This is a genomic window from Thermoleophilum album (assembly GCF_900108055.1).
Lineage (GTDB): Bacteria > Actinomycetota > Thermoleophilia > Solirubrobacterales > Thermoleophilaceae > Thermoleophilum > Thermoleophilum album.
Map to the genome: position 1 here is coordinate 373,417 of NZ_FNWJ01000002.1, position 21,368 is coordinate 394,784.

General features: G+C 69.2%; 23 protein-coding genes. 22 read left to right on the top strand and 1 reads right to left on the bottom strand.

The features are described from left to right. The first annotated feature begins 4 nt into the window (after positions 1–4). From BLW41_RS07850 to BLW41_RS07905, 12 genes are all read left to right on the top strand, one after another. Positions 5–964 (top strand): aspartate carbamoyltransferase catalytic subunit, encoded by a 960-nt coding sequence (locus BLW41_RS07850; RefSeq protein WP_093117946.1) that lies wholly within the window; start codon positions 5–7, stop codon positions 962–964. Further along, on the top strand, positions 961–2,325 hold the full coding sequence (locus tag BLW41_RS07855) for a dihydroorotase (RefSeq protein ID WP_093117948.1): 1,365 nt from the start codon (positions 961–963) through the stop codon (positions 2,323–2,325). Before BLW41_RS07850 ends, BLW41_RS07855 begins: the two co-directional genes overlap by 4 nt. Next, positions 2,322–2,864 (top strand): isochorismatase family protein, encoded by a 543-nt coding sequence (locus BLW41_RS07860; protein WP_093117950.1) that lies wholly within the window; start codon positions 2,322–2,324, stop codon positions 2,862–2,864. Before BLW41_RS07855 ends, BLW41_RS07860 begins: the two co-directional genes overlap by 4 nt. Then, positions 2,861–4,066, top strand: coding sequence for a glutamine-hydrolyzing carbamoyl-phosphate synthase small subunit (gene carA / locus BLW41_RS07865; protein WP_218138337.1), 1,206 nt, complete (start codon positions 2,861–2,863; stop codon positions 4,064–4,066). Before BLW41_RS07860 ends, carA begins: the two co-directional genes overlap by 4 nt. After that, complete coding sequence (gene carB / locus BLW41_RS07870) at positions 4,066–7,194, top strand: carbamoyl-phosphate synthase large subunit (protein WP_093117952.1); 3,129 nt, start codon at positions 4,066–4,068, stop codon at positions 7,192–7,194. The genes carA and carB overlap by 1 nt, the downstream gene beginning before the upstream one ends. 8 nt (positions 7,195–7,202) lie before the next feature. Continuing rightward, positions 7,203–8,048: an iron-sulfur cluster-binding protein gene (locus tag BLW41_RS07875; protein ID WP_143038659.1), complete on the top strand. Its 846-nt coding sequence runs from the start codon at positions 7,203–7,205 to the stop codon at positions 8,046–8,048. Positions 8,049–8,092: 44 nt separating this feature from the next. Beyond that, positions 8,093–9,052, top strand: coding sequence for a dihydroorotate dehydrogenase (locus BLW41_RS07880; protein WP_177169417.1), 960 nt, complete (start codon positions 8,093–8,095; stop codon positions 9,050–9,052). Between the two features lie 107 nt (positions 9,053–9,159). After that, on the top strand, positions 9,160–9,738 hold the full coding sequence (gene mihF / locus BLW41_RS10975; RefSeq protein WP_177169418.1) for an integration host factor, actinobacterial type: 579 nt from the start codon (positions 9,160–9,162) through the stop codon (positions 9,736–9,738). Continuing rightward, the gene (gene gmk / locus BLW41_RS07890) at positions 9,735–10,343 is read left to right on the top strand and encodes a guanylate kinase (RefSeq protein WP_093117958.1); all 609 of its coding nucleotides are present in this window, start codon (positions 9,735–9,737) and stop codon (positions 10,341–10,343) included. Before mihF ends, gmk begins: the two co-directional genes overlap by 4 nt. Further along, positions 10,340–10,567 carry a DNA-directed RNA polymerase subunit omega gene (gene rpoZ, locus BLW41_RS07895; protein ID WP_093117960.1) on the top strand — a complete coding sequence of 76 codons (228 nt, stop codon included), beginning with the start codon at positions 10,340–10,342 and terminating at the stop codon, positions 10,565–10,567. The genes gmk and rpoZ overlap by 4 nt, the downstream gene beginning before the upstream one ends. A gap of 14 nt (positions 10,568–10,581) precedes the next feature. Further along, the gene (gene coaBC / locus BLW41_RS07900) at positions 10,582–11,889 is read left to right on the top strand and encodes a bifunctional phosphopantothenoylcysteine decarboxylase/phosphopantothenate--cysteine ligase CoaBC (RefSeq protein WP_093117962.1); all 1,308 of its coding nucleotides are present in this window, start codon (positions 10,582–10,584) and stop codon (positions 11,887–11,889) included. After that, positions 11,886–12,278 carry a tetratricopeptide repeat protein gene (locus BLW41_RS07905; protein ID WP_218138338.1) on the top strand — a complete coding sequence of 131 codons (393 nt, stop codon included), beginning with the start codon at positions 11,886–11,888 and terminating at the stop codon, positions 12,276–12,278. The genes coaBC and BLW41_RS07905 overlap by 4 nt, the downstream gene beginning before the upstream one ends. Here BLW41_RS07905 and BLW41_RS07910 read toward each other — a convergent pair. Then, complete coding sequence (locus BLW41_RS07910; protein WP_143038660.1) at positions 12,275–12,745, bottom strand: hypothetical protein; 471 nt, start codon at positions 12,743–12,745, stop codon at positions 12,275–12,277. The genes BLW41_RS07905 and BLW41_RS07910 overlap by 4 nt on opposite strands. Before the next feature lie 28 nt (positions 12,746–12,773). Here BLW41_RS07910 and dtd point away from each other — a divergent pair, with 28 nt between their 5' ends. From dtd to truB, 10 genes are all read left to right on the top strand, one after another. Further along, positions 12,774–13,208, top strand: a complete 435-nt coding sequence (gene dtd, locus BLW41_RS07915; RefSeq protein ID WP_093118922.1) for a D-aminoacyl-tRNA deacylase — start codon at positions 12,774–12,776, stop codon at positions 13,206–13,208. A 220-nt stretch (positions 13,209–13,428) separates the two neighbouring features. After that, the gene (locus BLW41_RS07920; RefSeq protein ID WP_093117966.1) at positions 13,429–14,067 is read left to right on the top strand and encodes a hypothetical protein; all 639 of its coding nucleotides are present in this window, start codon (positions 13,429–13,431) and stop codon (positions 14,065–14,067) included. Positions 14,068–14,261: 194 nt separating this feature from the next. Beyond that, positions 14,262–14,690 carry a ribosome maturation factor RimP gene (locus BLW41_RS07925; RefSeq protein WP_218138339.1) on the top strand — a complete coding sequence of 143 codons (429 nt, stop codon included), beginning with the start codon at positions 14,262–14,264 and terminating at the stop codon, positions 14,688–14,690. Positions 14,691–14,693: 3 nt separating this feature from the next. Next, positions 14,694–15,998 (top strand): transcription termination factor NusA, encoded by a 1,305-nt coding sequence (gene nusA, locus BLW41_RS07930; RefSeq protein WP_093117968.1) that lies wholly within the window; start codon positions 14,694–14,696, stop codon positions 15,996–15,998. A 35-nt stretch (positions 15,999–16,033) separates the two neighbouring features. Continuing rightward, the gene (locus BLW41_RS11465; RefSeq protein WP_093117970.1) at positions 16,034–16,288 is read left to right on the top strand and encodes a DUF448 domain-containing protein; all 255 of its coding nucleotides are present in this window, start codon (positions 16,034–16,036) and stop codon (positions 16,286–16,288) included. Then, a complete protein-coding gene (gene infB / locus BLW41_RS07940; protein ID WP_093117972.1) occupies positions 16,261–18,720 on the top strand; it encodes a translation initiation factor IF-2 in 2,460 nt (819 codons plus the stop codon). The genes BLW41_RS11465 and infB overlap by 28 nt, the downstream gene beginning before the upstream one ends. A gap of 69 nt (positions 18,721–18,789) precedes the next feature. Then, on the top strand, positions 18,790–19,095 hold the full coding sequence (locus BLW41_RS07945) for a DUF503 domain-containing protein (RefSeq protein ID WP_093117974.1): 306 nt from the start codon (positions 18,790–18,792) through the stop codon (positions 19,093–19,095). A 16-nt stretch (positions 19,096–19,111) separates the two neighbouring features. Further along, complete coding sequence (gene rbfA, locus BLW41_RS07950; RefSeq protein WP_093117976.1) at positions 19,112–19,459, top strand: 30S ribosome-binding factor RbfA; 348 nt, start codon at positions 19,112–19,114, stop codon at positions 19,457–19,459. Then, positions 19,456–20,472, top strand: coding sequence for a DHH family phosphoesterase (locus tag BLW41_RS07955; RefSeq protein ID WP_093117978.1), 1,017 nt, complete (start codon positions 19,456–19,458; stop codon positions 20,470–20,472). Before rbfA ends, BLW41_RS07955 begins: the two co-directional genes overlap by 4 nt. A 22-nt stretch (positions 20,473–20,494) precedes the next feature. Next, the gene (truB, locus tag BLW41_RS07960) at positions 20,495–21,352 is read left to right on the top strand and encodes a tRNA pseudouridine(55) synthase TruB (RefSeq protein ID WP_093117980.1); all 858 of its coding nucleotides are present in this window, start codon (positions 20,495–20,497) and stop codon (positions 21,350–21,352) included. Positions 21,353–21,368 lie beyond the last annotated feature (16 nt).

The following is a 21,368-nucleotide window of genomic DNA, read 5'->3' on the forward strand; positions in this document are numbered from 1 at the left end:
GCCAGTGAGCCGTCATCTGCTCTCGATCGACGACCTCTCGCGAGCCGACATCGAGCGGCTACTGACGAGGGCGGCGAGCTTCGCCGAGGTCTCCGGCCGCGAGATCAAGAAGGTGCCGACGCTGCGCGGGCGGACCGTCATCAACCTCTTCATGGAGCCCTCCACCCGCACGCAATCGTCGTTCGAGCTCGCTGCCAAGCGCCTCTCGGCGGACGTCGTGACGGTCAAGACCCAAGGGTCCTCAGTCGAAAAGGGCGAGTCCTTCAAGGACACCGTGTTGACGCTTTCGGCCTACGATCCGGCAGCGATCGTGGTGCGTTCGCCGTACGCCGGCGCGGCGCTGCAAGTGGCGGGCTGGACGCGAGCGTCGGTGGTCAACGCCGGCGACGGCAAGCACGAGCACCCGACACAAGCGCTGCTCGACCTCTTCGCGCTGCGCTCCCGTCTTGGTACCTGCGAGGGGCTCAACGTCTGGATCGTCGGCGACATTGCCCACAGCCGCGTCGCGCGTTCGGGCATCAAGGCTTTCCGTAAGGTCGGCTGCGAAGTCACGGTTTGCGGTCCGCCGACGATGGTCCCCCCGGGGATCGCTGCGCTCGGTTGCGAGGTCCGCTACGACCTCGCGGGCATCGAGCGGGCCGACGTCATCTACGCGCTGCGCGTCCAGCGCGAGCGGATCGCCGGGGCGCTTGCGCCATCGCTGCGCGAGTACGTGGAGCGCTGGCAGATCGACGGCCGGCGCCTGCGCCCCGGTCAGCTGGTGATGCACCCGGGGCCGGTCAACCGGGGGGTCGAGTTGGCCGCCGAGGTCTGCGACTCCCCGCAGTCGCTGATCCTCGCCCAAGTCGAGTCCGGAGTGTTCGTACGGATGGCGGTGCTCTACGACCTGCTGGCCGGTCCCGGTCCCTCGGCAGCTGCCAAGGCGCCTCAGGGAGACGAGCGCGGAGCCCCACAACCGGCATGACCGGCGAAGCGCTGAAACTCCACCGCCACCTCGCGCTGCGCGTCGGCGCACCGGCGGAGCTGGTGATCAGTCGCGTGCGCGCTCTCGATCCGAGCTGCGGGGTCGACACGGTCTGCGATCTCGTGGTGCGAGGCGGGCGGATCGCCGAGCTCGCAGCACCAGGCACCGCCGAGGCGGACGCCGGGGAACGGATCGACGGAGACGGCAAGTGCGTGTTCCCGGCTTTCGTGGATCCCCACGTGCATTTGCGGACGCCCGGCCGCGAGGACGAAGAAGACCTCGAGTCCGGTACGCGGGCTGCTGCCGCCGGTGGCTTCTGCTGTGTGATCGCGATGCCGAACACCGAGCCGGTGGTCGACAGCCCGGAGTTGATTCACGCGCTGCGGGCGCAGGCGATGCGAGAAGCACGCGTGCAAGTGGGGTTTGCAGCTGCGATCACGGTCGGCCAGCAGGGCGAGCGGCTCACCGACATGGCGGCGCTCGCCGATGCCGGCGCGCTTTGTCTGAGCGATGACGGCCTGCCGGTGCGCTCGCCCCGCCTCCTGCGGCAGGCCCTGCAGTACCAGCGGCTGCATCGCGTGCCGCTGGCGCTCCACGAAGAAGACCCGGAATTGTCCGCCGGCGGCGCTATGCACGAGGGCGAAGTCGCCCTGCGACTGGGCGTTTCGGGCATCCCGAGCGCGAGCGAGGCGACGATGGTCGCGCGCGACTTGTTGCTCGCCGAACTAGAGGGTGGGCGCATCCACGTCCAGCACGTCTCGGCGCGGCAAACGCTGGCGCTTGTCGAGTGGGCACGGGAGCGGGGAGTCGCGGTGAGCTGCGAGGTCACCCCGCATCACTTGCTGCTGTGCGAGGACGACGTCGCGGACCTCGACACCTCTCGCAAAATGAACCCGCCGCTCAGGAGCGCCGACGACCGGGAAGCTCTGATCGAAGCGCTACGCAGCGGCGCCATCGACTGCGTCGCTACGGATCATGCGCCACACGCGGCGGCGGAGAAGGAACAGCCGTTCGAACTCGCCCCGATGGGCACCACCGGCCTTGAGACGGCGTTCGCGGTTCTCTACGACGGCCTGGTGCGCCCCGGCCGGATCACGCTCGCCACGCTGGTCGACCGGCTAACGGCAGGAGCTCCGCTGTTCGGCATCGAACGACCGACGCTCAGCGTCGGCGCGACCGCCAATCTCTGCCTCGTCGATCTCGACGCCGAGTGGACGGTCGGCGAGAACGGCTTCGAGAGCCGCTCCGCGAACAACGCCTTCCTCGGGCGGAAGGTGCACGGTCGGGTGCTGCTCACGACCAGCGCCGGCCAGGTCGCTTGGCGCGACCGCTCGATCCTGCTCAAGGAGGTGCCCGCTTGACCGCACCGACGATGCTCGATCGCGAGCGCACCGCGCTGGTCGTCGTCGACGTCCAGCGCGCGTTCGCCAAGGCCGTAGCCGAGTTCGACCGCGTCGCACAGGCCACGCGCAAGTTGATCCAGGCGGCGCACCTGCTCGAGCTGCCGGTGGTAGTCACCGAGCAGTACCCGCAAGGCCTGGGGCCGACGGTGGAGTCGGTGGCGGAGCTCCTCGATGGCGATCTGCGCCTCGAAAAGCGGCGCTTCGCGGCGTGCGACGCCGAGGGCTTCGAGCTCTTTGGTCGCTCGCAGGTCGTCCTCTGCGGCATCGAGGCTCACGTCTGTGTCGCTCAGACCGCACTGCTACTGCTGCGTCGAGGCCTCGAAGTGCACCTAGTCGTCGACGCCGTCGCCTCGCGCCACGAGCGCGACCGAGAGGTGGCGCTGCGACGGCTGGAGCAGGCCGGCGTGGTCCCACAGACCGTGGAATCGGTGCTGTTCGAGTTGATCCGCGGTGCTGACCATCCCCGCTTCAAGGACGTGCAGGAGCTCGTCAAGTGAGCACCGTCACGCCAGCCGGTAGCGCTCCGCAGCCACTGCCCCGTAACCACGGTCCCGAGGGGGCGCAGCCCGGTTACCTGCTGTTGGAGGACGGCACGCGCTTCGACGGCTTCTCCGTCACGCACCACGCGCCAGCGGTCGGCGAGGTCGTCTTCACGACCTCGATGAGCGGTTATCAGGAGACCGTCACGGACCCGAGCTACCGCGGGCAGATCGTCGTTTTCACCTATCCGCTGATCGGTAACTACGGGGTCGCGCGCGAACACATGGAATCCGACGCCATCCACGCCCGTGCGGTCGTGATGCGGGAAGGCGTTGATGCCGAGGACGCGCCTTGCGCCGAGGGCGGCTGGCTCAGCTGGCTGACGGATTGCGCGGTACCGGCCCTCTCCGGCGCCGACACCCGCGCGCTGGTTCGCCACCTGCGCGACAAAGGTGCGATGCGGGGAGGCGTGTTCCCCGCAGCGGTGTCGCCCGCCGAGGCCCGCGCCTTGATCGAAGCGGAGCCGCCGATGAGCGGACGTGACCTCGTCGGCGAGGTCACCCCGCAGCAGCCGTTCGAGCTGCCGCCCGCCGACGGCGTCGCGGAGCGCGCCTTCGTAGCCGCGATCGACACCGGAATCAAGGCCTCGATCGTCCGCAACCTCCGCGAGCGGGGGGTTCGCTTGCGGCTCTTCCCGGCCTACAGCTCGGCCCAAGAGTTGTTGGTCGCGAACCCCGACGCAGTCTTCCTGGCCAACGGTCCCGGCGACCCGGCCGCGCTCGATCGCATCGTCGCGACCGTCCGGGAGCTGGTGGGGAAGGTGCCGGTGTGGGGCATCTGCCTTGGTCACCAACTGCTCTGCCGAGCGGTCGGGCTGGAGACGTTCAAGCTGCCGTTCGGTCATCGCGGCGCCAACCACCCGGTCAAGGATCTCGCCACCGGTCGCATCGACATCACTTCCCAAAACCACGGCTTCGCGGTGCTCGGTCCGCGCGGCGAGCGGCGGGTCGAGGGCGACGAGCCGCTGCGTTGGGAGACCGACTTCGGAACCGCCGAGCTTTCGCAGCTCAACCTCTACGACCGCACGGTCGAGGGGTTGGTACTGCGCGACGTGCCGGCCGCCACCGTTCAGTACCACCCCGAGGCCGGGCCGGGTCCACACGACGCCGTGTACCAGTTCGACCGTTTCCTCGAACAGCTCATCGGAGGTAGCCGCTAGTGCCGCGCCGCGACGACATCGGTCGGATCCTCGTGATCGGGTCGGGCCCGATCGTGATCGGCCAGGCCGCGGAGTTCGACTACTCGGGTGTTCAGGCCTGCAAGGTGCTGCTCGAGGAGGGGTACGAGGTCGTGCTCGTCAACTCCAACCCGGCGACGATCATGACCGACCCCGAATTCGCCACGCGCACCTACATCGAACCACTCGATCCGCCCACCGTCGCTCGCATCATCGAGCGCGAACGGCCGGATGCGGTCCTGCCCACCCTCGGTGGCGGCACCGCGCTCAACATCGCGCGGGCCCTTTCCGAGGACGGCACCCTCGAGCGCTTCGGGTGCGAACTGGTCGGCGCTAACTACGACGCGATCCGTCGCGCTGAGGATCGCGAGCTGTTCCGCCAGACGATGGAGGAGGCCGGCCTGCGGGTGCCGCGCTCGGTCGCGGTTTCCTCGCTGGCCGAGGCCGAGCACGTGCTGGCCGAGATCGGGCTGCCGGCGATCGTGCGCCCGGGCTTCACGATGGGCGGCGAGGGCGGTGGCATCGCCCGCAGCGAGGCCGAGTTCCGGGAGCGGGTCAGCGAGGGTCTCGCCGCGAGCCCGATCCATCAGGTGCTGGTCGAAGAGTCGGTGATCGGCTGGGGCGAGTTCGAGCTCGAGGTGATGCGCGACCGGGCGGACAACGTGGTGATCGTCTGCTCGATCGAAAACATCGACCCGATGGGTGTGCACACCGGCGACTCGGTGACCGTCGCACCCCAGCAGACCCTCTCCGACCGGCAGTACCAGACGCTGCGGGACCAGGCGATCACCTGCATCCGCGCCGTCGGTGTGGAGACCGGTGGTTCGAACATCCAGTTCGCGGTCAACCCGGAGACCGACGAAGTGGTGGTGATCGAGATGAATCCGCGCGTATCGCGCTCCTCGGCGCTTGCCTCGAAGGCCACCGGCTTCCCGATCGCGAAGATCGCGGCACGCCTCGCCGTCGGTTACACGCTGGACGAGATCGACAACGACATCACCCGCAAGACCCCGGCGAGCTTCGAGCCGACGCTCGACTACGTGGTCGTGAAGTGGCCGCGCTTTGCGTTCGAGAAGTTCCCTGGCAGCGACGGTCGGCTGGGAACGTCGATGCGCTCGGTCGGCGAGGCGATGGCGATTGGGCGGACCTTCCGGCAAGCGTTCGCGAAGGCCATGCGCTCGCGCGAGCTCGACGTGGTGCCGGAACCGCCGGCCGACACCGAGGAGCTGTTGCGGCGTTTGGAGCTACCGAGCCACGACCGCTACGAGCTCCTGATGGAAGCGATGCGCCGCGGCGTTCCAGACGAGGAGCTGCATCGACGAACGTCGATCAACCCGTGGTTCCTGGCCGAGATCGGGGCGGTGGCGCGCGGCGAGGATCGCGCGGAGGGGCTCGTGCGCACCTACAAGGCGGTCGACACCTGCGCTGCCGAGTTCGAGGCCGAGACGCCCTACTACTACTCGGGTCTCGAGCGGCCGGGCCCGGACGGGCGGCCGCGACACGAGGTCCGCCGCGGCCAACGCCCCGCGGTCGTGATCCTTGGATCCGGTCCTAACCGCATCGGCCAGGGCATCGAGTTCGACTACTGCTGCGTCCACGCGGCGATGACCGTGCGCGAGTCCGGTCGCGACGCGGTGATGGTCAACTGCAACCCGGAGACCGTCTCGACCGACTACGACACCTCCGACCGCCTGTACTTCGAGCCGCTCACGCTCGAAGACGTCTTGGCGGTGGTCGAGCTCGAGCAGCCGGAGGGCGTGATCGTGCAGTTCGGCGGTCAGACGCCCCTGCGGCTCGCGCGGGGGCTCGCCGCTGCCGGCGTGCCGCTGCTCGGGACGCCGGTCGAGTCGATTCACCGGGCCGAAGATCGGCCGAGCTTCGGCGCCCTGCTTGACGAGCTCGGGCTGCGAAGCCCCCCGTGGGCCACCGCGGAATCGGCGGAGGAGGCACTGGCGGCAGCCGAGCGTGTCGGTTTCCCGCTGCTCGTGCGGCCCTCCTACGTGCTCGGGGGGCGGGCGATGGAGATCTGTTACTCGCGCGAGGATCTCGCCGCCTACCTTGAGCGTTCCGGCGCCGCCGCGGCTGGCGCTGCCGGCAACTGCATCTACCTCGACCGTTTCCTGGAGAACGCCATCGAGGTCGACGTCGACGCCCTCGCCGATGGCGAGGATGTGGTCATCGGGGCGATCATGCAGCACGTCGAGGAGGCCGGTGTCCACTCCGGCGACTCGGCGTGCGTGATCCCGGCGATGTCGCTCGGACCCGAGATGGAGCGGCAGGTGGAGGAGGCGACCCGCCGGATCGCTCTCGAGCTCGGCGTGGTCGGACTGATCAACATCCAGTTCGCGGTCGCCGGCGACGACGAGCTCTACGTCCTCGAAGCGAACCCGCGCGCCTCGCGGACCGTGCCGTTCGTTTCGAAGGCGATCGGTGTGCCCTTGGCGAAGGTGGCGTGCCGACTGATGCTCGGCGAGCGTCTACGCGATCTCGACTTGCGGATCCCGCGACAGCCGGGGCATGTTTCGGTCAAGGAGGCGGTGCTGCCGTTTCGTCGCTTCCCCCTCGCCGACGCGCGACTCGGTCCGGAGATGCGCTCGACGGGCGAGGTCATGGGTATCGCGCGCGACTACCCGACCGCTTTCGGCAAGGCGCAGGCGGCCGCGCGGTCGGCGCTGCCGCGCCGCGGCACCGTCTTCATCTCGGTCACCGACGGTGACAAGCCGGCGGCGACCCAGGTCGCGGCGGCCCTGCACGACCTTGGCTTCCGGATCGTCGCCACCCGGGGAACGGCGCGGGCGGTGCGCCGGATGGGCGTTCCGGTGGAGACCGTGAACAAGCTTTCGGAGGGGCCGCCACACGTCGTCGAGCTGATCGAGCGCGGCGAGATCGACCTCGTGATCAACACGCCCACCGGGTCGGGCGCGCGGGCTGACGGCTACGAGATTCGGCGGGCCGCGGTCGCGCGCGGCATTCCCTGCATTACGACGATGACCGGGGCCAGCGCAGCGCAGCGGGCGATCGCCGCGCTCCAGCGCGGCGAACCGGAGGTGCTGTCGCTGCAAGAGCTGCACGCCCAAGCCGAGCCGCTGGGCCAGCGCGGCCGCCGCTAGGAGCCACGGTGGGGCGGACGGCGGCTGCAAAAAGCGGGCAAGAGGGCCCGCCGACCGTTCGGCCCGGCAAGTCCGAGTGGCCGCGGCGGGTCACCGCGCCGCCTGGTCGGCGACGGGCGCGCGTGCTGTGCAACCGCGCGGCCGGTCGGTACCGCTTGATCGAGGTCGACGACGACGCTGGGCCACGACGGCCCACACCCGGCCAGTTCTACATGCTCGCGAGCGCGGAGGGTTGGCTCGGCGACGACGGGCGACCGTGGTTAGCACGCCCCTTTTCGCACGTGCGCAGCGAGCCGCTCGCGTTTCTGATCGACCCGGTAGGCCCAGGTAGCCGGCGTCTGGCGGCGTTGCAGGCAGGCCAGGGGGTGCACTTGGTGGGGCCGCTCGGTCAAGGTTTTCGCCCACCCGCGACAGGCGCAACGGCCCTGCTCGTAGGCGGTGGCATCGGCATCGCACCGCTCGGTGCGCTCGCGCAGCGGCTCGGCGGCGCTTGCGAAGCGCTGCTCGGATTCAAAGACGCGCTGGCTGCCGAGGCGGCTGCGCTGGTTGCGGCACGCCGTGTCGCGCTCGCGACCGACGATGGCTCGCTCGGCCATCACGGCCTAGTCACCGACCTCCTGGCGCGACGGCTCGAAGCTGGCGGCGCGTTCGAGCTCTTCGCCTGCGGACCGGAGCCGATGTTGCGAGCGGTCGCCGAGGCAGCGCGCGCCGCCAACGTGCCGGCTCAGCTGGCCTTCGAAGCACCGATGGCCTGCGGCTTCGGGGCTTGCTTTGGCTGCGCGTTCGAGACTCAGGCGGGATGGATGCGGCTGTGCCTAGAAGGGCCCGTCGTTGACGCTCGTGATCTGCCGTGAGCTCAGCCGACGCACGGAGCTCAGCCGACCCACGGAGCAGCGCCGTGAGCCAAGCGGACGCGGGGGGTAGCTCGCCGGATCGCGCGGTTCGCGATCCGGCGACCACGCTGCGCTGCGAACCGCCGGCGATCGGCGGTTTCCGCCCGCCCGGGCGGGTTTTCAACGGCTCCGGAACTTTCGATGCGTTGGCGGCGTTGGAAGTTTTCGGCGACGCACTGCTTGCGAGCTTCCCTTTCGACGTCTACGTCTCCAAGACGATCACGCTCGCCCCGCGCCCCGGCAACCCACCGCCGCGCATCGCCGAGTGCGCGATCGGCATGTTGAACTCGATCGGTTTGCCGAACAAGGGGGTCGAGCGCTTCTTGCGTGAGGAGCTTCCGCGGCTGGCCCGGCTCCCCGTTCCGCTGTGCGTCTCGGTGATGGGCTTCAGCCGCCAGGAGCTGGCCGAGTTGGTGGCGCGGGTCGGCGAGCGCGGCGAGGTCGCAGCGCTCGAGCTCAACGTCTCTTGCCCGAATGTCGAGACCGGGCTCGTGGTCGGTCAAGATCCCGCCGAGACGGCGCGCGCGGTGGAACGAGTGCGGCCGCTCACCGAGAAGCCCCTAATCGTCAAGCTCACCCCGACGGCGGCGGACCAGGCGGCAGTAGCACGGGCGGCTCAGGCGGCAGGCGCCGACGCCGTCTCGCTGGTCAACACCTTCCCTGGGACGGCCTTCGATGCCCGCGGTTCAGCGCTGCTGGGACCGGGCCGGGGGGGTCTTTCCGGTCCTGCGATTAAGCCGATCGCCCTTGCCCAAGTGCGCGAGGTAGCGACCGCCGTCTCGCTCCCGGTGATCGGTATGGGAGGAATCTGTGAGACCACCGATGCGCGCGAGTACCTGGCTGCCGGCGCCTCGTTCGTGGCGGTCGGCACCGCGAGCTTCCGCGATCCCCTGGCGGGGTTGGCGATTCGCCGAGCGCTCGCCGCCGAGGGGCAGGAATCTCCTGCAAAGCGCGCGATTGTCTAAAGGCAGGAGAAGTAGCTTCAAGCTCAACCTAAGGGTTAGGTGATTTATCCGCTATTTGCGCTTCGGTGGCCAGTCGCAGGCGCCGAGCGAGTGTAAGATCGCCGCCCATGCTCGTCCCCCGGAGAACCCTCGCAGAGCCGCTCTCCGGAGCAGGTACCTCGCAAACCGGCGACCAACCCAAGGACCGCTCGGTGGCCAACGCGGACTGCGGCGGGTCGCTCGACGTGGCCGATGGCGACCCCTGCCCACGGACCTTGGAGGACGTCGGCGACAATCCGGTGCGTGCGACCGCCAGCGGCGGTGTCGGTGATCGGCTAGAGGCTGCGGCCCGCGAAGACCGCCAGGCGCCTGCCGCCGCACAGGATGGGCGGCGTAATGCTGCGGCTCCAGAGCGATCGCTTGCCCAACGGATGGAAGCGCTTCGGCGCGCTAACGAGATCCGCACGCGGCGCGCGCGGCTGAAGCGCGACCTCAAGGCGGGGCGGGTGAGGATCGACGAGCTGTTGCTCGATCCCCCCGACTATGTGCTCACGGCGAAAGTTTTCGACTTGCTCCTCGCCGTCCCGAAGTTCGGCCGTGTCAAGGTCAACCGTGCGCTCACGCACTGCCGCATCTCGCCGAGCAAGACGATCGGCGGCTTGTCCGAGCGGCAGCGCAACGAGCTCGTCGCCTACCTGCGCCGATAGCCACGCCGCTCGTCGTCATAACTGGGCCTTCGGGTGTCGGCAAGGGGACGCTGATCAAGGCCCTCCGTGAACGCATCCCTGGTATTCACGTCGCCGTCTCGGCGACCACCAGGCCGCCCCGCCCGGGCGAAGTCGACGGGCGCGACTACTTCTTCCTGAGTCCCGAGGAGTTCGAGCGCCGCGTGCGCGCGGGCGAGTTCGCCGAGCACGCCGTGTACGCCGGCCACCGCTACGGAACGCTGCTGTCGGAGCTTGAGCGACCGGCTCGACTAATCGTGCTGGAGATCGATGTGCAGGGGGCGCGGCAGATCCGGCAACTCCGCCCCGACGCCTTGCAGGTGTTCATCGCGCCGCCGTCGCTCGACGAACTCGAACGGCGGCTGCGAGCGCGCGGAGCGGACGACGAGGAGCAGATCCGTCGGCGCCTCGAGGTTGCAAAACGGGAGCTCTCCGCGCGCGACGAGTTCGCGAAGGTGATCGTCAACGAACGCCTCGACGACGCCTTGTCGGAGCTGGAGCGTGTGATCGGTAACATGCTCGCGGGCTCCGGACCGGACGGAGAGCGCGCAGAAACGCACCGGCCCGAGCAGCAGTCGCAAGGATGATCCGACCGAGACTCGACAAGATCCTCGAGCACGTCGATTCGACCTACGCGGCGGTGATCGTCGCGGCGCGCCGTGCGCGGCAGATCAACAGCTACTACCACAACCTCGGCGAGGGAACCTTCGACGAGTACCCGCCGCCGATGGTCGAGTCCAGCTCGGGCAACTACCTGCAGATCGCGCTCGAGGAGCTCGCCGCCGGCAAGCTCCGGTACCGCTACCGCTAGCCGCGGCGCTCGCGATGGCGCGCATCCTGCTCGGGGTTTGCGGCGGCATCGCCGCCTACAAGGCCGCTGAGCTGGTGCGGGCAGCGACTGCCCGAGGCCACTCGGTGCGCGTGATTCAGACCGAGACGAGCTTGCGCTTCGTGGGTCGCGCTACCTTCGAGGCGATCACCGGGGCGCCGGTGCTCGTCGACGAGTTCGAGCAGGACCCTGCGCGGGGTGCTTTCCCCGGCGAGCCGCCACCGACGCACGCGCCGATCTCGCATCTCGAGTTGGTGGCGCGGTGCGACGCTTACTGCATCGCGCCGGCTACGGCCAACACACTGGCGAAGATCGCCGGCGGGCATGCCGACTCGTTGGTAACGACCGCAGCGCTCGCCTGCCGCGCACCGATCGTGGTGGCGCCAGCGATGAACGAAGCGATGTGGCTGGCCGCGCAGACCCGCGCGAACGTGGCGCGGCTGCGGAAGCTCGGAATCCGGGTCGTGCCGCCTGCGGAGGGCCGTCTCGCGTCCCCTGGAGAGTGGGGGGTGGGGCGTCTTGCCGAACCCGAACGGATCCTGGCAGTGCTCGAGGAGGTGCTCGAGCACCGCGAGCGGTCGCGTGTCGCGGATGGAGAGAGCGGCGGGGCGATCGCTGGATCGGTCCGAGACCTCGCGGGCGTGCGCGTGATCGTGACTGCTGGCGGAACCCGCGAGCCGCTCGACGCCGTGCGCTTCATTGGCAACCGCTCGTCGGGCCGGATGGGTGTCGCGCTCGCCGAGGCGGCGCTGCGACGCGGCGCACAGGTCACCCTGATCGGCGCGAACCTCGCGGTCGATCCGCCCGCGGGGGTCGATTACGTGCCGGTCGTCACCGTCGAGGATCTTGCCCACGCGCTCGACGAGCGCTTCGCGGCCGCTGATGTGGTGCTCATGGCGGCGGCGGTCAGCGACTTCCGTCCGGCGCGGGTGTGGGACGACAAGCTCGAGCGGGGCAACTCTCTAGCGGTCGAACTCGAGCCCACCGAAGACCTCGTAGCGGGCCTCGCGGCGCGGCGCCGCCCGGGGCAACTGGTGATCGGCTTTGCGGCCGAGCACGGGGGCGACTTCGTTGCGCGGGCGCGCGAAAAGCTGCGACGCAAACGGCTCGATGCGATCGTCGCAAACGACGTCTCTCAACCTGGGATCGGTTTCGAGAGCGCCGATAACGCGGTTGTGATGATCTCTCGCGACGGACGCGAACGGAGCGTTGGGCCGACTTCTAAGTTGGAGGTCGCGCGCGCGATTCTCGACGAGGTCGCGCGTTTGCGCGCTAGCGTCGTGCTGCAGAGCGAGAGCCGGTGACTGGCGAACACTTCGAAACGCCCGAGGAACGAGGAGCCCACGTCTACGACCTGCTCGAGCGCGGTCGCGCGCTTTTGGCGAGCGGGGACTTCATGGCTGCGCAGGTGCCGCTGGAGCGTGCCAAGCGGCTCGAGCCCGACAAGAGCTCGATCCGCGAGGCGCTCGGCCGTGCCTACTTCCGGTCGGGCCGTTTCGAGGAGGCGCGAAGGGAGTTCGCAGCCGTCGTCGAGCGCTACCCAGTGGACGACTACGCCCACTATTGCCTCGGTCGCGCAGCCGAGAAGACCGGTCGGCGGCTCGAGGCCCAACGGCATGCCGCGCTCGCCGCTTGTATGCGGCCCGACCGCGCCGACTATCGCGCGTTCCTCGAGCGTTTGCGCGCCGCCTAGTCCCAGCGGCGTTGCGGGCCGTCGGCCCAGGGCGATGGCCAGCGCTCCACGCCTTCCGTGCGCGCACGCAAGAGTTCGCGGATCGCTGCTGCCGCCTCGACCACGTGCCCGAGCACGCGGTCGAGGGTGCTCGTCTGCAACTGATCGACGGGTAGCTCTGCGTGCACCCAGACCTCGCCGCTCAGCGAGCAGCCAACGCGCGCTAGGCGCGTCTGACGGTTGAGATGCAAAAGCAGCGGCGCTGGCAACTGCTCGCTCGCGGCAGCCGCGAAAGCGCGGATCGCGAGCAGCCCGTCCTCGATGCGCACGCTCATCTCGAGCTCGCGGCACCCAGCCACCCCGGGCGGCAGACAAAGACCCCACTCGCCGTATGCGAGCCTGCGCACGCCGATCCCCAGCGAACCCAGGTAGCGATCGACGGCGCTGGCGGCAGCCCTTGTGTTCTCGGCAGCTTCGGGCACTGGCACCCCGATTGTGCCGTTAGCCTGCCGCCGCGTGCTGGCTGTGGTGCAGCGGGTCTCGCGAGCGGCCGTCCGCGTCGATGATGAATTGGTGGCCGCTATCGGCCGCGGTCTGCTCGTGCTCGTGGGAGTCGCCGATGGCGACGACGAACGTGACTGCGAGCAGCTCGCTCGGCGAATCCGCAATCTGCGCCTATTTCCCAGCGAGCGGCGTCCGCTGGACCTCGCCCTCGATGACGTCGCCGGCGAGATCCTCTGCGTAAGTCAATTCACGTTGCTCGCCGATACGCGCAAGGGACGCCGCCCGAGCTTCGAGCGCGCAGCGCCGCCGGATCGCGCCCGGCCACTCTACGAACGGGTGGTCGAGCTCCTCGGTGCACGCTCCGGCCGGTTCGGTGCGCACATGGCGGTGGAGTTGGTGAACGATGGGCCGGTGACAGTGATCGTCGACAGCCGCCGAGGACGTTGACTCTCGCTTAGCGCCCCGCGGGGCGACCTCGTGATGCCCCGCGGGGCGACCTCTTGATGCTCCGCGGTAACCCTGACGCTCCGCCTCGGACCACTTGCGGGCGCTGGCGCTCGCCCGTAGCATGACGCCGTCGTCGTTCTTTACTGAACGACCAGTCAGAGCCCCTGGGGCGAACTGCCCCTAGCCCCCACAAACCCCTGACCAGGGAGGTAACCGAGATATGTCGTTGCGTCGCTTGTGTGCGGCGGCGTCGGTGCTCGCCGCTGTCGCCGTCGGAGCACCCGCTGCGTCGGCCCAAGAGGTCAACTTCACGAACTGGACAGTCTCGGGAACGCTCGGGATCCGCAAGCTCAACCAGTCGATCACGATCCCGGCCGGCGCCGCCTTCAACGGCAGCTGGAACGTCGCCACAGGTTCCCTCACCGGCCACGTCTCGGTGCCGACGATCCGCACGCGGCTGCGCGTGCTCGGGTTCCCGGTCGACGCCACCCTCGAGCTGCAAGAGGCGCAACCGGTCTCCGGGTCGATCAGCATCGGGGCGGACGGCAACGTCACGGTCTCGGCGCGCAGTGCAGCGACCATCTACATCCGCCGCCTCGCGTCGCCGTACTTACCGCTCAACCTCGTGCGCAGCGCGACCTGCCGGACGTCGCGACCGGTGGAGCTGCCGCTCTCCGCGCGGGCGCCCTTCACGGCGCTCGCCCAGGGACTCACCTTCAGCGGTGTCACCACGCTGCCGCCGCTGACCGGCTGCGGTTTGTCGACGCCGCTCTTGAACTTGCTGATGGCGGGTCCCAACAACCCCTTCGCGATCCGGCTGGCACCCCCGGCTAGCGGGGGCGACTCCCTGCCCTCCTAGCGCTCGCGCAGGAAGCTCCTGCGCGCAGCATTTCCGCGCCAACGGGCGTCCCCGGAGCAACTCCGGGGGCGCCCGTTCGGTTCGGGGCGTGGGTGCGACGCGGGCTATACTCGGCCGGACAGCTTCAGACTGCGGTTGTTGCCGCGCCTGAGGTGGGCCTCGGCCCACTTTTTTTTCGGAGATACCGTCGTCGAATGGCACGCAAGATCGAGGAACTCAGAGCAGAGATCGAGCAACGGCTCGCGGCCGTCGAGCCGGACGTGGAGTTGCTCGCTTGCGAGCCTGCGGGACGCGAGCGCATCCGACTGGTAATCGATCACCCGCAAGGTGTCGACTTGGCACTGTGCGAACGCGTCACACGGCAGCTTTGGCACCTCGTCGCCGAGGTCGGCCTCGAGGTTTCGTCACCGGGGCCGCGCCGACCGCTGACTAAGCCCGCGCACTTTCGACGCTTCCTTGGGCGGCGGGCACGCCTCAAGCTGCGGCAGGAGCGCGGCGGGCGCCGCACCTACACCGGAGAACTGGTCGGCGCCAACGACCAGGAAGTGACCGTCGCGGCCGAAGATGGGTTGGTGTCGATCCCCTACGCCGAGATCAACCGCGGGAACCTGCTGGAGGGGTAGCGGATGTCGAGGGAGATAGCGGAAGCGGTACGGGCGCTAGCCAAAGAGAAGGGGATCTCTGCGGACCGCCTGAAGGCGGCGGTCGAGGACGCTCTCCTCTCCGCCTACAAGAAAACTCCAGGTGCCGCCAAGTACGCGCGCGTCGACTTCGACCTCGAGCAAGGCGAGTTCCGCGTCTACGAGCTGGTCGTGCCGGAAGACGTCGAGCGCGAGCTGCTCGAACAGATTGAGCGTGAGCGGCCCGAGCCCGAGATCGACCCGGAGACAGGGGAGCGCCGCGAGCCCGAGCCCGTCGAGATCGATGTCGAGCGGTTGCTCGCCGAGCATGGCGATCGCATCGAGCAGCGCGACGTGACGCCGCGCGACTTCGGCCGGATCGCCGCACAGACCGCGAAGCAGGTGATCTTGCAGCGCATCCGCGAGGCGGAGCGCGACATGACCTACGAAGAGTTCCAGGATCGTGTCGGCGAGCTGGTCACCGGGATCGTCCAGCAGTCGGACAACCGCTACACGCTGGTGCAGCTGCGCGACCGCGTGGAGGCGCTGTTGCCGCGCTCTGAACAAGTCCCCGGTGAGCGCTACGACCACGGCCAGCGGCTGAAAGCGGTGATCATCGACGTCTCCGCGCAGGCAAAGGGGCCGAGCATCATCCTTTCCCGCCGGAGCCCCGACCTGATTCGCAAGCTGTTCGAACTAGAGGTACCGGAGATCGCTGACGGTCTCGTCGAGATCGTGGGCGTCGCCCGTGAGCCGGGTTACCGGTCGAAGATCGCGGTGGTTTCGCATGCTCCCGGTGTCGACCCGGTGGGCGCATGCGTGGGACCCCGTGGCTCGCGCGTCCGCATGGTGGTCTCGGAGCTCCGCGGCGAAAAGATCGACATCATCCCCTACAACGAGGAGCCGGCGCGTTTCATCGCCAAAGCGCTGTCGCCGGCACGCGTCCGGGAAGTCCTGGTCGACGACGAGGCGCGGCAGGCGACCGTCATCGTGCCCGATGATCAGCTTTCGCTGGCGATCGGAAAAGAAGGGTTGAACGCGCGACTCGCCGCGCGCCTGACCGGTTGGCGTATCGACATCCGCTCGGAGAGCGAATTTGCCGAGGAGGAGTCGCAACTCGGGCTCGAGGAGGAGGAGGCCGAGGCGTCGGGTCGCTGTGCTGCGGTTTTGGCAAACGGTCGTCGTTGTCCCAACGCCGCGCTGCCCGGTTCGCGCTACTGTGGTCTGCCGGCCCATCAGGCGCTCGAGCGGAGCGGCGAGAATGCTGACGAGGCACAGCAGGTAGCTAACGAAGCCGGCGGCGAGCGATAGCGGCGGCGCGCGATCATCGCCATCGCCCGATCAGGATGTGCGTCGTCTGCGGGCGGCGCGCCTACCAGGACGAGCTTTTGCGCCTGGCGCGCAGCGCTAGCGGACAGGTCGTTCCCGACCCCGCTCGCAGGATGCCCGGCCGCGGTGCGTACGTCTGTTCAGATCCAGCGTGTGGCCGCCGACTCGGCGACCAACGGCGCCTGGCTCGGGCCTTTCGCGCGCCGGTTGAGGTCCCAGGTGAAACCGTAGACTTCGTGAACGAGTGGCAAAGAAGCGCGTCCATCAGATAGCGAAAGAGCGCGGCATTCCCAGCAAGGAGGTGATCGCGATCCTCCAGCGTGCCGGGCTCGACGTGAAGGCTGCCGCCTCCAGCGTCGACGAGGCGGCGGTCGCGCGCGCGTTCGGGGATCCCGATGCGCCGCCGGCACCGGGGGAGGATGGCGCGAGCTCGCGAGAAGGGGGCGCCGCGCGAGATAACCGAAGCGCCACCCGTGCCGCCGGTGCAACGCGCACCGCCGCAAGCAGCGGGCGCGCAACTGCTCGCGCAGGCGATGGGCAGGCGTCGAGCAGCGCGCACGGCACAAGCGCGCACGGCACGGCGCGCGAGCCCTCGGACGGCGTTGCGGATCGCACCAGGCGACAAGGTGCGGGAGGCCGTGCCGAGGGCACGAGCGGGCGGACCGAGGGCGGTCAAGGGCGAGTCGGTGCCGGATCGCGGCGCGCAGCTCCCAGCGAGCGCAGCGCTCGCCCGCGCAGCCCGCGGCCGGCCCGGCTCGGCGAGGGCGGGCGCCGCAGACGTGTGGTGATCGATGCGCAAGCGTCGCGCCCGGAGCGACCAGGAGGGCCTGCGGCGCCGCCCGGACAGCGGCCCCGCCGTCGTAGCCGTCGTCGCTCGCAGCCGTTCCCCGAGCAAGAGCCGGCACCAACCGACACGACTGTTGTGGAGGAGGCGCCCGCCGAGGTCGAGGAGGCCATTCCGGTTCGCTCCGGGTCGACCGTCAAGGAGGTCGCCGAGGCCCTCGGCGTCTCCGCGCCGGAAGTGATCAAGAAGCTGATGGAGCTCGGCGAGCTGGCGACGCTCACGCAGACGCTGTCGGACGAGGCGATTGAGGTACTCGCCGACGCCCTCGGCAAGCGTGTCGAAGTGATCGGTGCTGCGGAGGACGAGACGGCTGAGCCGGAGGTTGAGGACGACAGCGAGCAGCTCGAGCCGCGCCCGCCCGTGGTCACGGTGATGGGACACGTCGACCACGGCAAGACGTCGCTGCTCGACGCGATCCGCAAAACGGACGTAGCTGCACGTGAAGCCGGCGGCATCACGCAACACATCGGTGCGTACCAGGTGACCGTCGATGGCCACCGTGTCACCTTCATCGACACGCCGGGCCACGAGGCTTTCACGGCACTGCGCGCGCGCGGCGCACAGGTCACCGACATAGCGGTGATCGTGGTGGCGGCCGACGACGGCGTGATGCCGCAGACCTTGGAGGCGATTGACCACGCTCGTGCTGCCGGCGTGCCGATCATCGTGGCGGTCAACAAGATCGATCGCGAGAACGCCGACCCGCAGCGCGTACGCGCCGAACTGGCGGCGAAAAACCTGACGCCGGTTGAGTGGGGGGGCGACACCGAGTTCGTCGACGTCTCCGCCAAGACCGGGCAAGGCCTCGACCAGCTACTCGAGACGATCGTCACGCTCGCCGAGCTCAGCGAGCTGCGCGCCAACCCCAACGCGCCGGCTTCCGGCACGGTCATCGAATCGCGCTTGGACACTGGTCGCGGCCCGGTCGCCACGCTGCTCGTGCAGCGCGGCACGCTGCGACTCGGTGATCCGATCGTCGCGGGCACGCAGGCCGGGCGCGTACGGGCGATGACCGACTATCGCGGTGAGCGCCTCAAGGAGGCAGGACCGGGAACGCCGGTCGAGGTCCTCGGCTTCGATGGCGTGCCGGAGGCTGGTGACCGCTTCCGTGTCGTCGAAAGCGAACGGGAGGCGCGGCGACTTGCGCAGGAGCGCGCACAGCGCCTCAAGCAGGAAGCACTGGCCCGTCAGATGCGGCGACGCGTGTCGCTCGAGGACGTGCTCGCTCGCGCGGAACGCGGTGAGCGCCAGCTCAACCTGATCGTCAAGGCCGACGTGACGGGTTCACTCGAGGCGATCGTCGACGAGATTGCGAAGCTCCCGCAAGACGAGGTCACCGTAAACGTCATCCGCGAGGGCGTCGGCGGCATTACCGAGTCCGACGTGATGCTGGCGGCGGCGTCCGACGCAGTGATTATCGGTTTCAACGTGCGCCCGGTCGGTGGTGCCGCAGCGGCGGCACAGCGCGAGGGTGTCGAGATCCGCACCTACTCGGTCATCTACCAGGTGGCCGAGGATCTCAAGGCGGCAATGGAGGGCCTGCTGGAACCCGAGCAGGTCGAGGAAGTGCTCGGCGTCGCCGAGGTGCGCGCGATCTTCAGGGCCTCGAGGATCGGCACCATCGCCGGCTGCTACGTGCGCGAGGGAACGATCCGCCGCGGCGCCCGCGCCCGCCTGGTGCGCGACGGAACGGTGGTCTACGACGGACGCATCGCAAGCCTGCGGCGCTTCAAGGACGACGTGCGCGAGGTGCAAGCAGGTCTCGAGTGCGGCCTGACGCTCGAGAACTTCCAAGACGTCAAGGAGGGGGACGTCATCGAGGCGTACGAGGTACGCGAGGTGGAAAAGAAGCTCGCCTGACGACCGGTAGCTCGCGAGGCCCCCGCGAGCGCGCACCGGGACGTGAGGGGGCGACGGGAGGGAGGTCCGATGGGCTTCGTCTGCTTCCTGGAGATTCAGGTACACCTGCCGACCAACGGCAGCCTCAAGGGCAAGCGACGGGAGCTCACGGCCCTCAAGGCGCAGCTCCAGCGCCGCTTCGGGGCGGCCGTAGCGGAGACCGCACATCACGACCTGTGGCAACGGGCGACGCTTTCCGCAGCGCTTGTGGGGCCTGACCCCGGCCCGGTCCTGGCAGCGGCCGACCGCATTGAGCGCTTCGTTTGCGAGCGCTATCCGGGCACCGTGCGCGTCGAGCGGGGCATCGCATCGCGAGACGATTTGCTTGGGGGCTAGGATGACTACCCCTCGTATGCGCCGCGTCAACGAGGCGGTGCGCGAGGTCCTCTCAACGAGGATCACGGAAGATCTCAAGGACCCGCGCATAGGATTCGTGACAGTGACCGCCGTCGAAACCAGCCCCGATCTACGGCGAGCGCGCGTCTACGTGAGCGTCCTCGGAGATGAGGCGGAACGCGAGCGGACGCTTGCCGGCTTGCGCTCGGCGCACGGCTTACTGCAGCGGGCGTTAGCGGAGGAGCTACATCTCAAACGCACACCGACCCTCGAGTTCGTCTATGACGCCTCGATCGACCGCAGCCTGCGTTTGCAGGGGCTGATCAGCGGTGTGCGGCGAGGAAGAGAGGGCGACGAGCGGTGACTCGGGCCGCCGAGGTCGACCTCGCGGCGGCAGAGGCCGCCGTGGTGGAGGAGCTTCGTTCCGCCGACAAGCTGCTGCTGACGACCCACGAGAATCCCGACGGCGACGCTCTCGGCTCGCTGCTCGGTATGCACCGCGTGCTGCGCGCGCTCGGCAAGGACGTTGTGATGTACCTCTCGCCGAAGGAGTTTCCGCTGCCCAGCGAGTACCGCCACCTCGATTTCACCGGCATCCTGGGGGAGCCGCCGGCCGACGTCGACGAGCGGGTGATCGTCTTTCTCGACTGCGGCAACATCGACCGCATGCCCGTTGCTTTCTTGCGCGACGGCGGTCGGCACATCGTCAACGTCGACCACCATCACGACAACACTCGCTTCGGGGCTTTCAACCTGGTCGACCCGGTGGCTTCCTCGACCGCCGAGATCGTCTACCGCCTCGCGCGCGCACTAGGGGTGGAGATCACGGCGGAGATCGCCGAGCCGCTTTACACCGGCATCGTCACCGACACTGGTCGCTTCATGTACGAGAACGCCACCCCGTCGGCGCACCGAGTCGCGGCGGACCTGATCGAGGCCGGGGTCGAGCCATACGAGGTCTACCGCAAGGTTTACGAGAACGTACCGCTGGCGCGCTTGCGGCTACTGGAGCGGGCGATCGCCAACCTCGAGCGCTTCGACGACGGTCTGCTCACGGTCTCGCGACTGACTCGTGCCGACTTTGAACGTGCGGGCGCCGGCGAGGCCGACTCCGAGGGCATCGTCGAGAAACTGCGCGCCGTGGAGGGCACGGCAGTGGCCGCGTTAGTGCGCGAACAACTAACCGACGGTCGCCGGGGCCAGTACAAGGTGAGCCTGCGGGCCGCAACCCGCGACGTCGACGTCTCGGAGATCGCGCGTGCGCTCGGTGGCGGCGGGCACCGCCAGGCCGCCGGTTTCACCACGGACCTGCCTTACGAGCAGTTGATCGAGCGGGTGCGCAGCGCGGTCGCCGCGCAGCTCTCGCGAGCGAACTGAGCGGCTTACGCTGCCTAGCGAGATGCGCGCGCAGCGGAGCGTTTTCGACCACCCCTTGGAGCTCCGCGGGCCGCTCCCCGCCAACGGCGGCGTGGTGCTCTTCCCGAAGCCGCCCGGTCCGACCTCGCACGACGTCGTCGAGGCTGTGCGGCGTGTCTTGCCGGGGAGAACCAGGGTCGGCCACGCCGGCACCCTCGACCCCTTCGCGGAGGGACTTTTGCTGATCCTGGTTGGTCGCGCTACCCGGGCGCAGCGCTGGTTTATGGAACTTCCCAAGACCTACCGCGCCGTGGCGCGACTCGGCTGGCGCTCGGACACGGGGGATCCCGAGGGCAGCCTCGAGCGGACCGGCCGCGTGCCGCCGAAACTGGCGCTCCCGACCGGCCGGATCATGCAGGTGCCGCCGGCCTACTCGGCGGTGAAGGTCGGCGGCGAACGCGCCTATCGTCTCGCCCGACGCGGCGAGACACCCCGTCTTAAGCCGCGGCCGGTGGAGGTTTATCGGGCCGAGCTGGTCGACGCCGACGGCGAGCGTGCCGAGTTCGAGATCGTCTGCTCGTCGGGAACCTACGTTCGCCAGCTGGTCGCCTCGCTCGGTGATGCGTACTGCGAACGTCTGGTGCGCACGGCGATCGGGCCCTTCCGGCTCGAGGATGCCGACCCGGGGCGCGTAGTGCCACTCGAGGAGGCGCTTTCGTTCCTGCCCGCAGTCCAGCTTTCGCCGATCGAAGCTCGGCGGGTCGAACATGGCGGCGTGGTCAAGCGCGAGCAGCGAACGAGCGGCCCGGTGCGCCTGCTCGAAGGGGACCGCCTCGTCGCGATCGGCGAGCCACGTGACGCCACCCTGCGACCGGCCGTAGTGTTCCCCCGCGAACGATGAGCGCGCGGAGCACAGA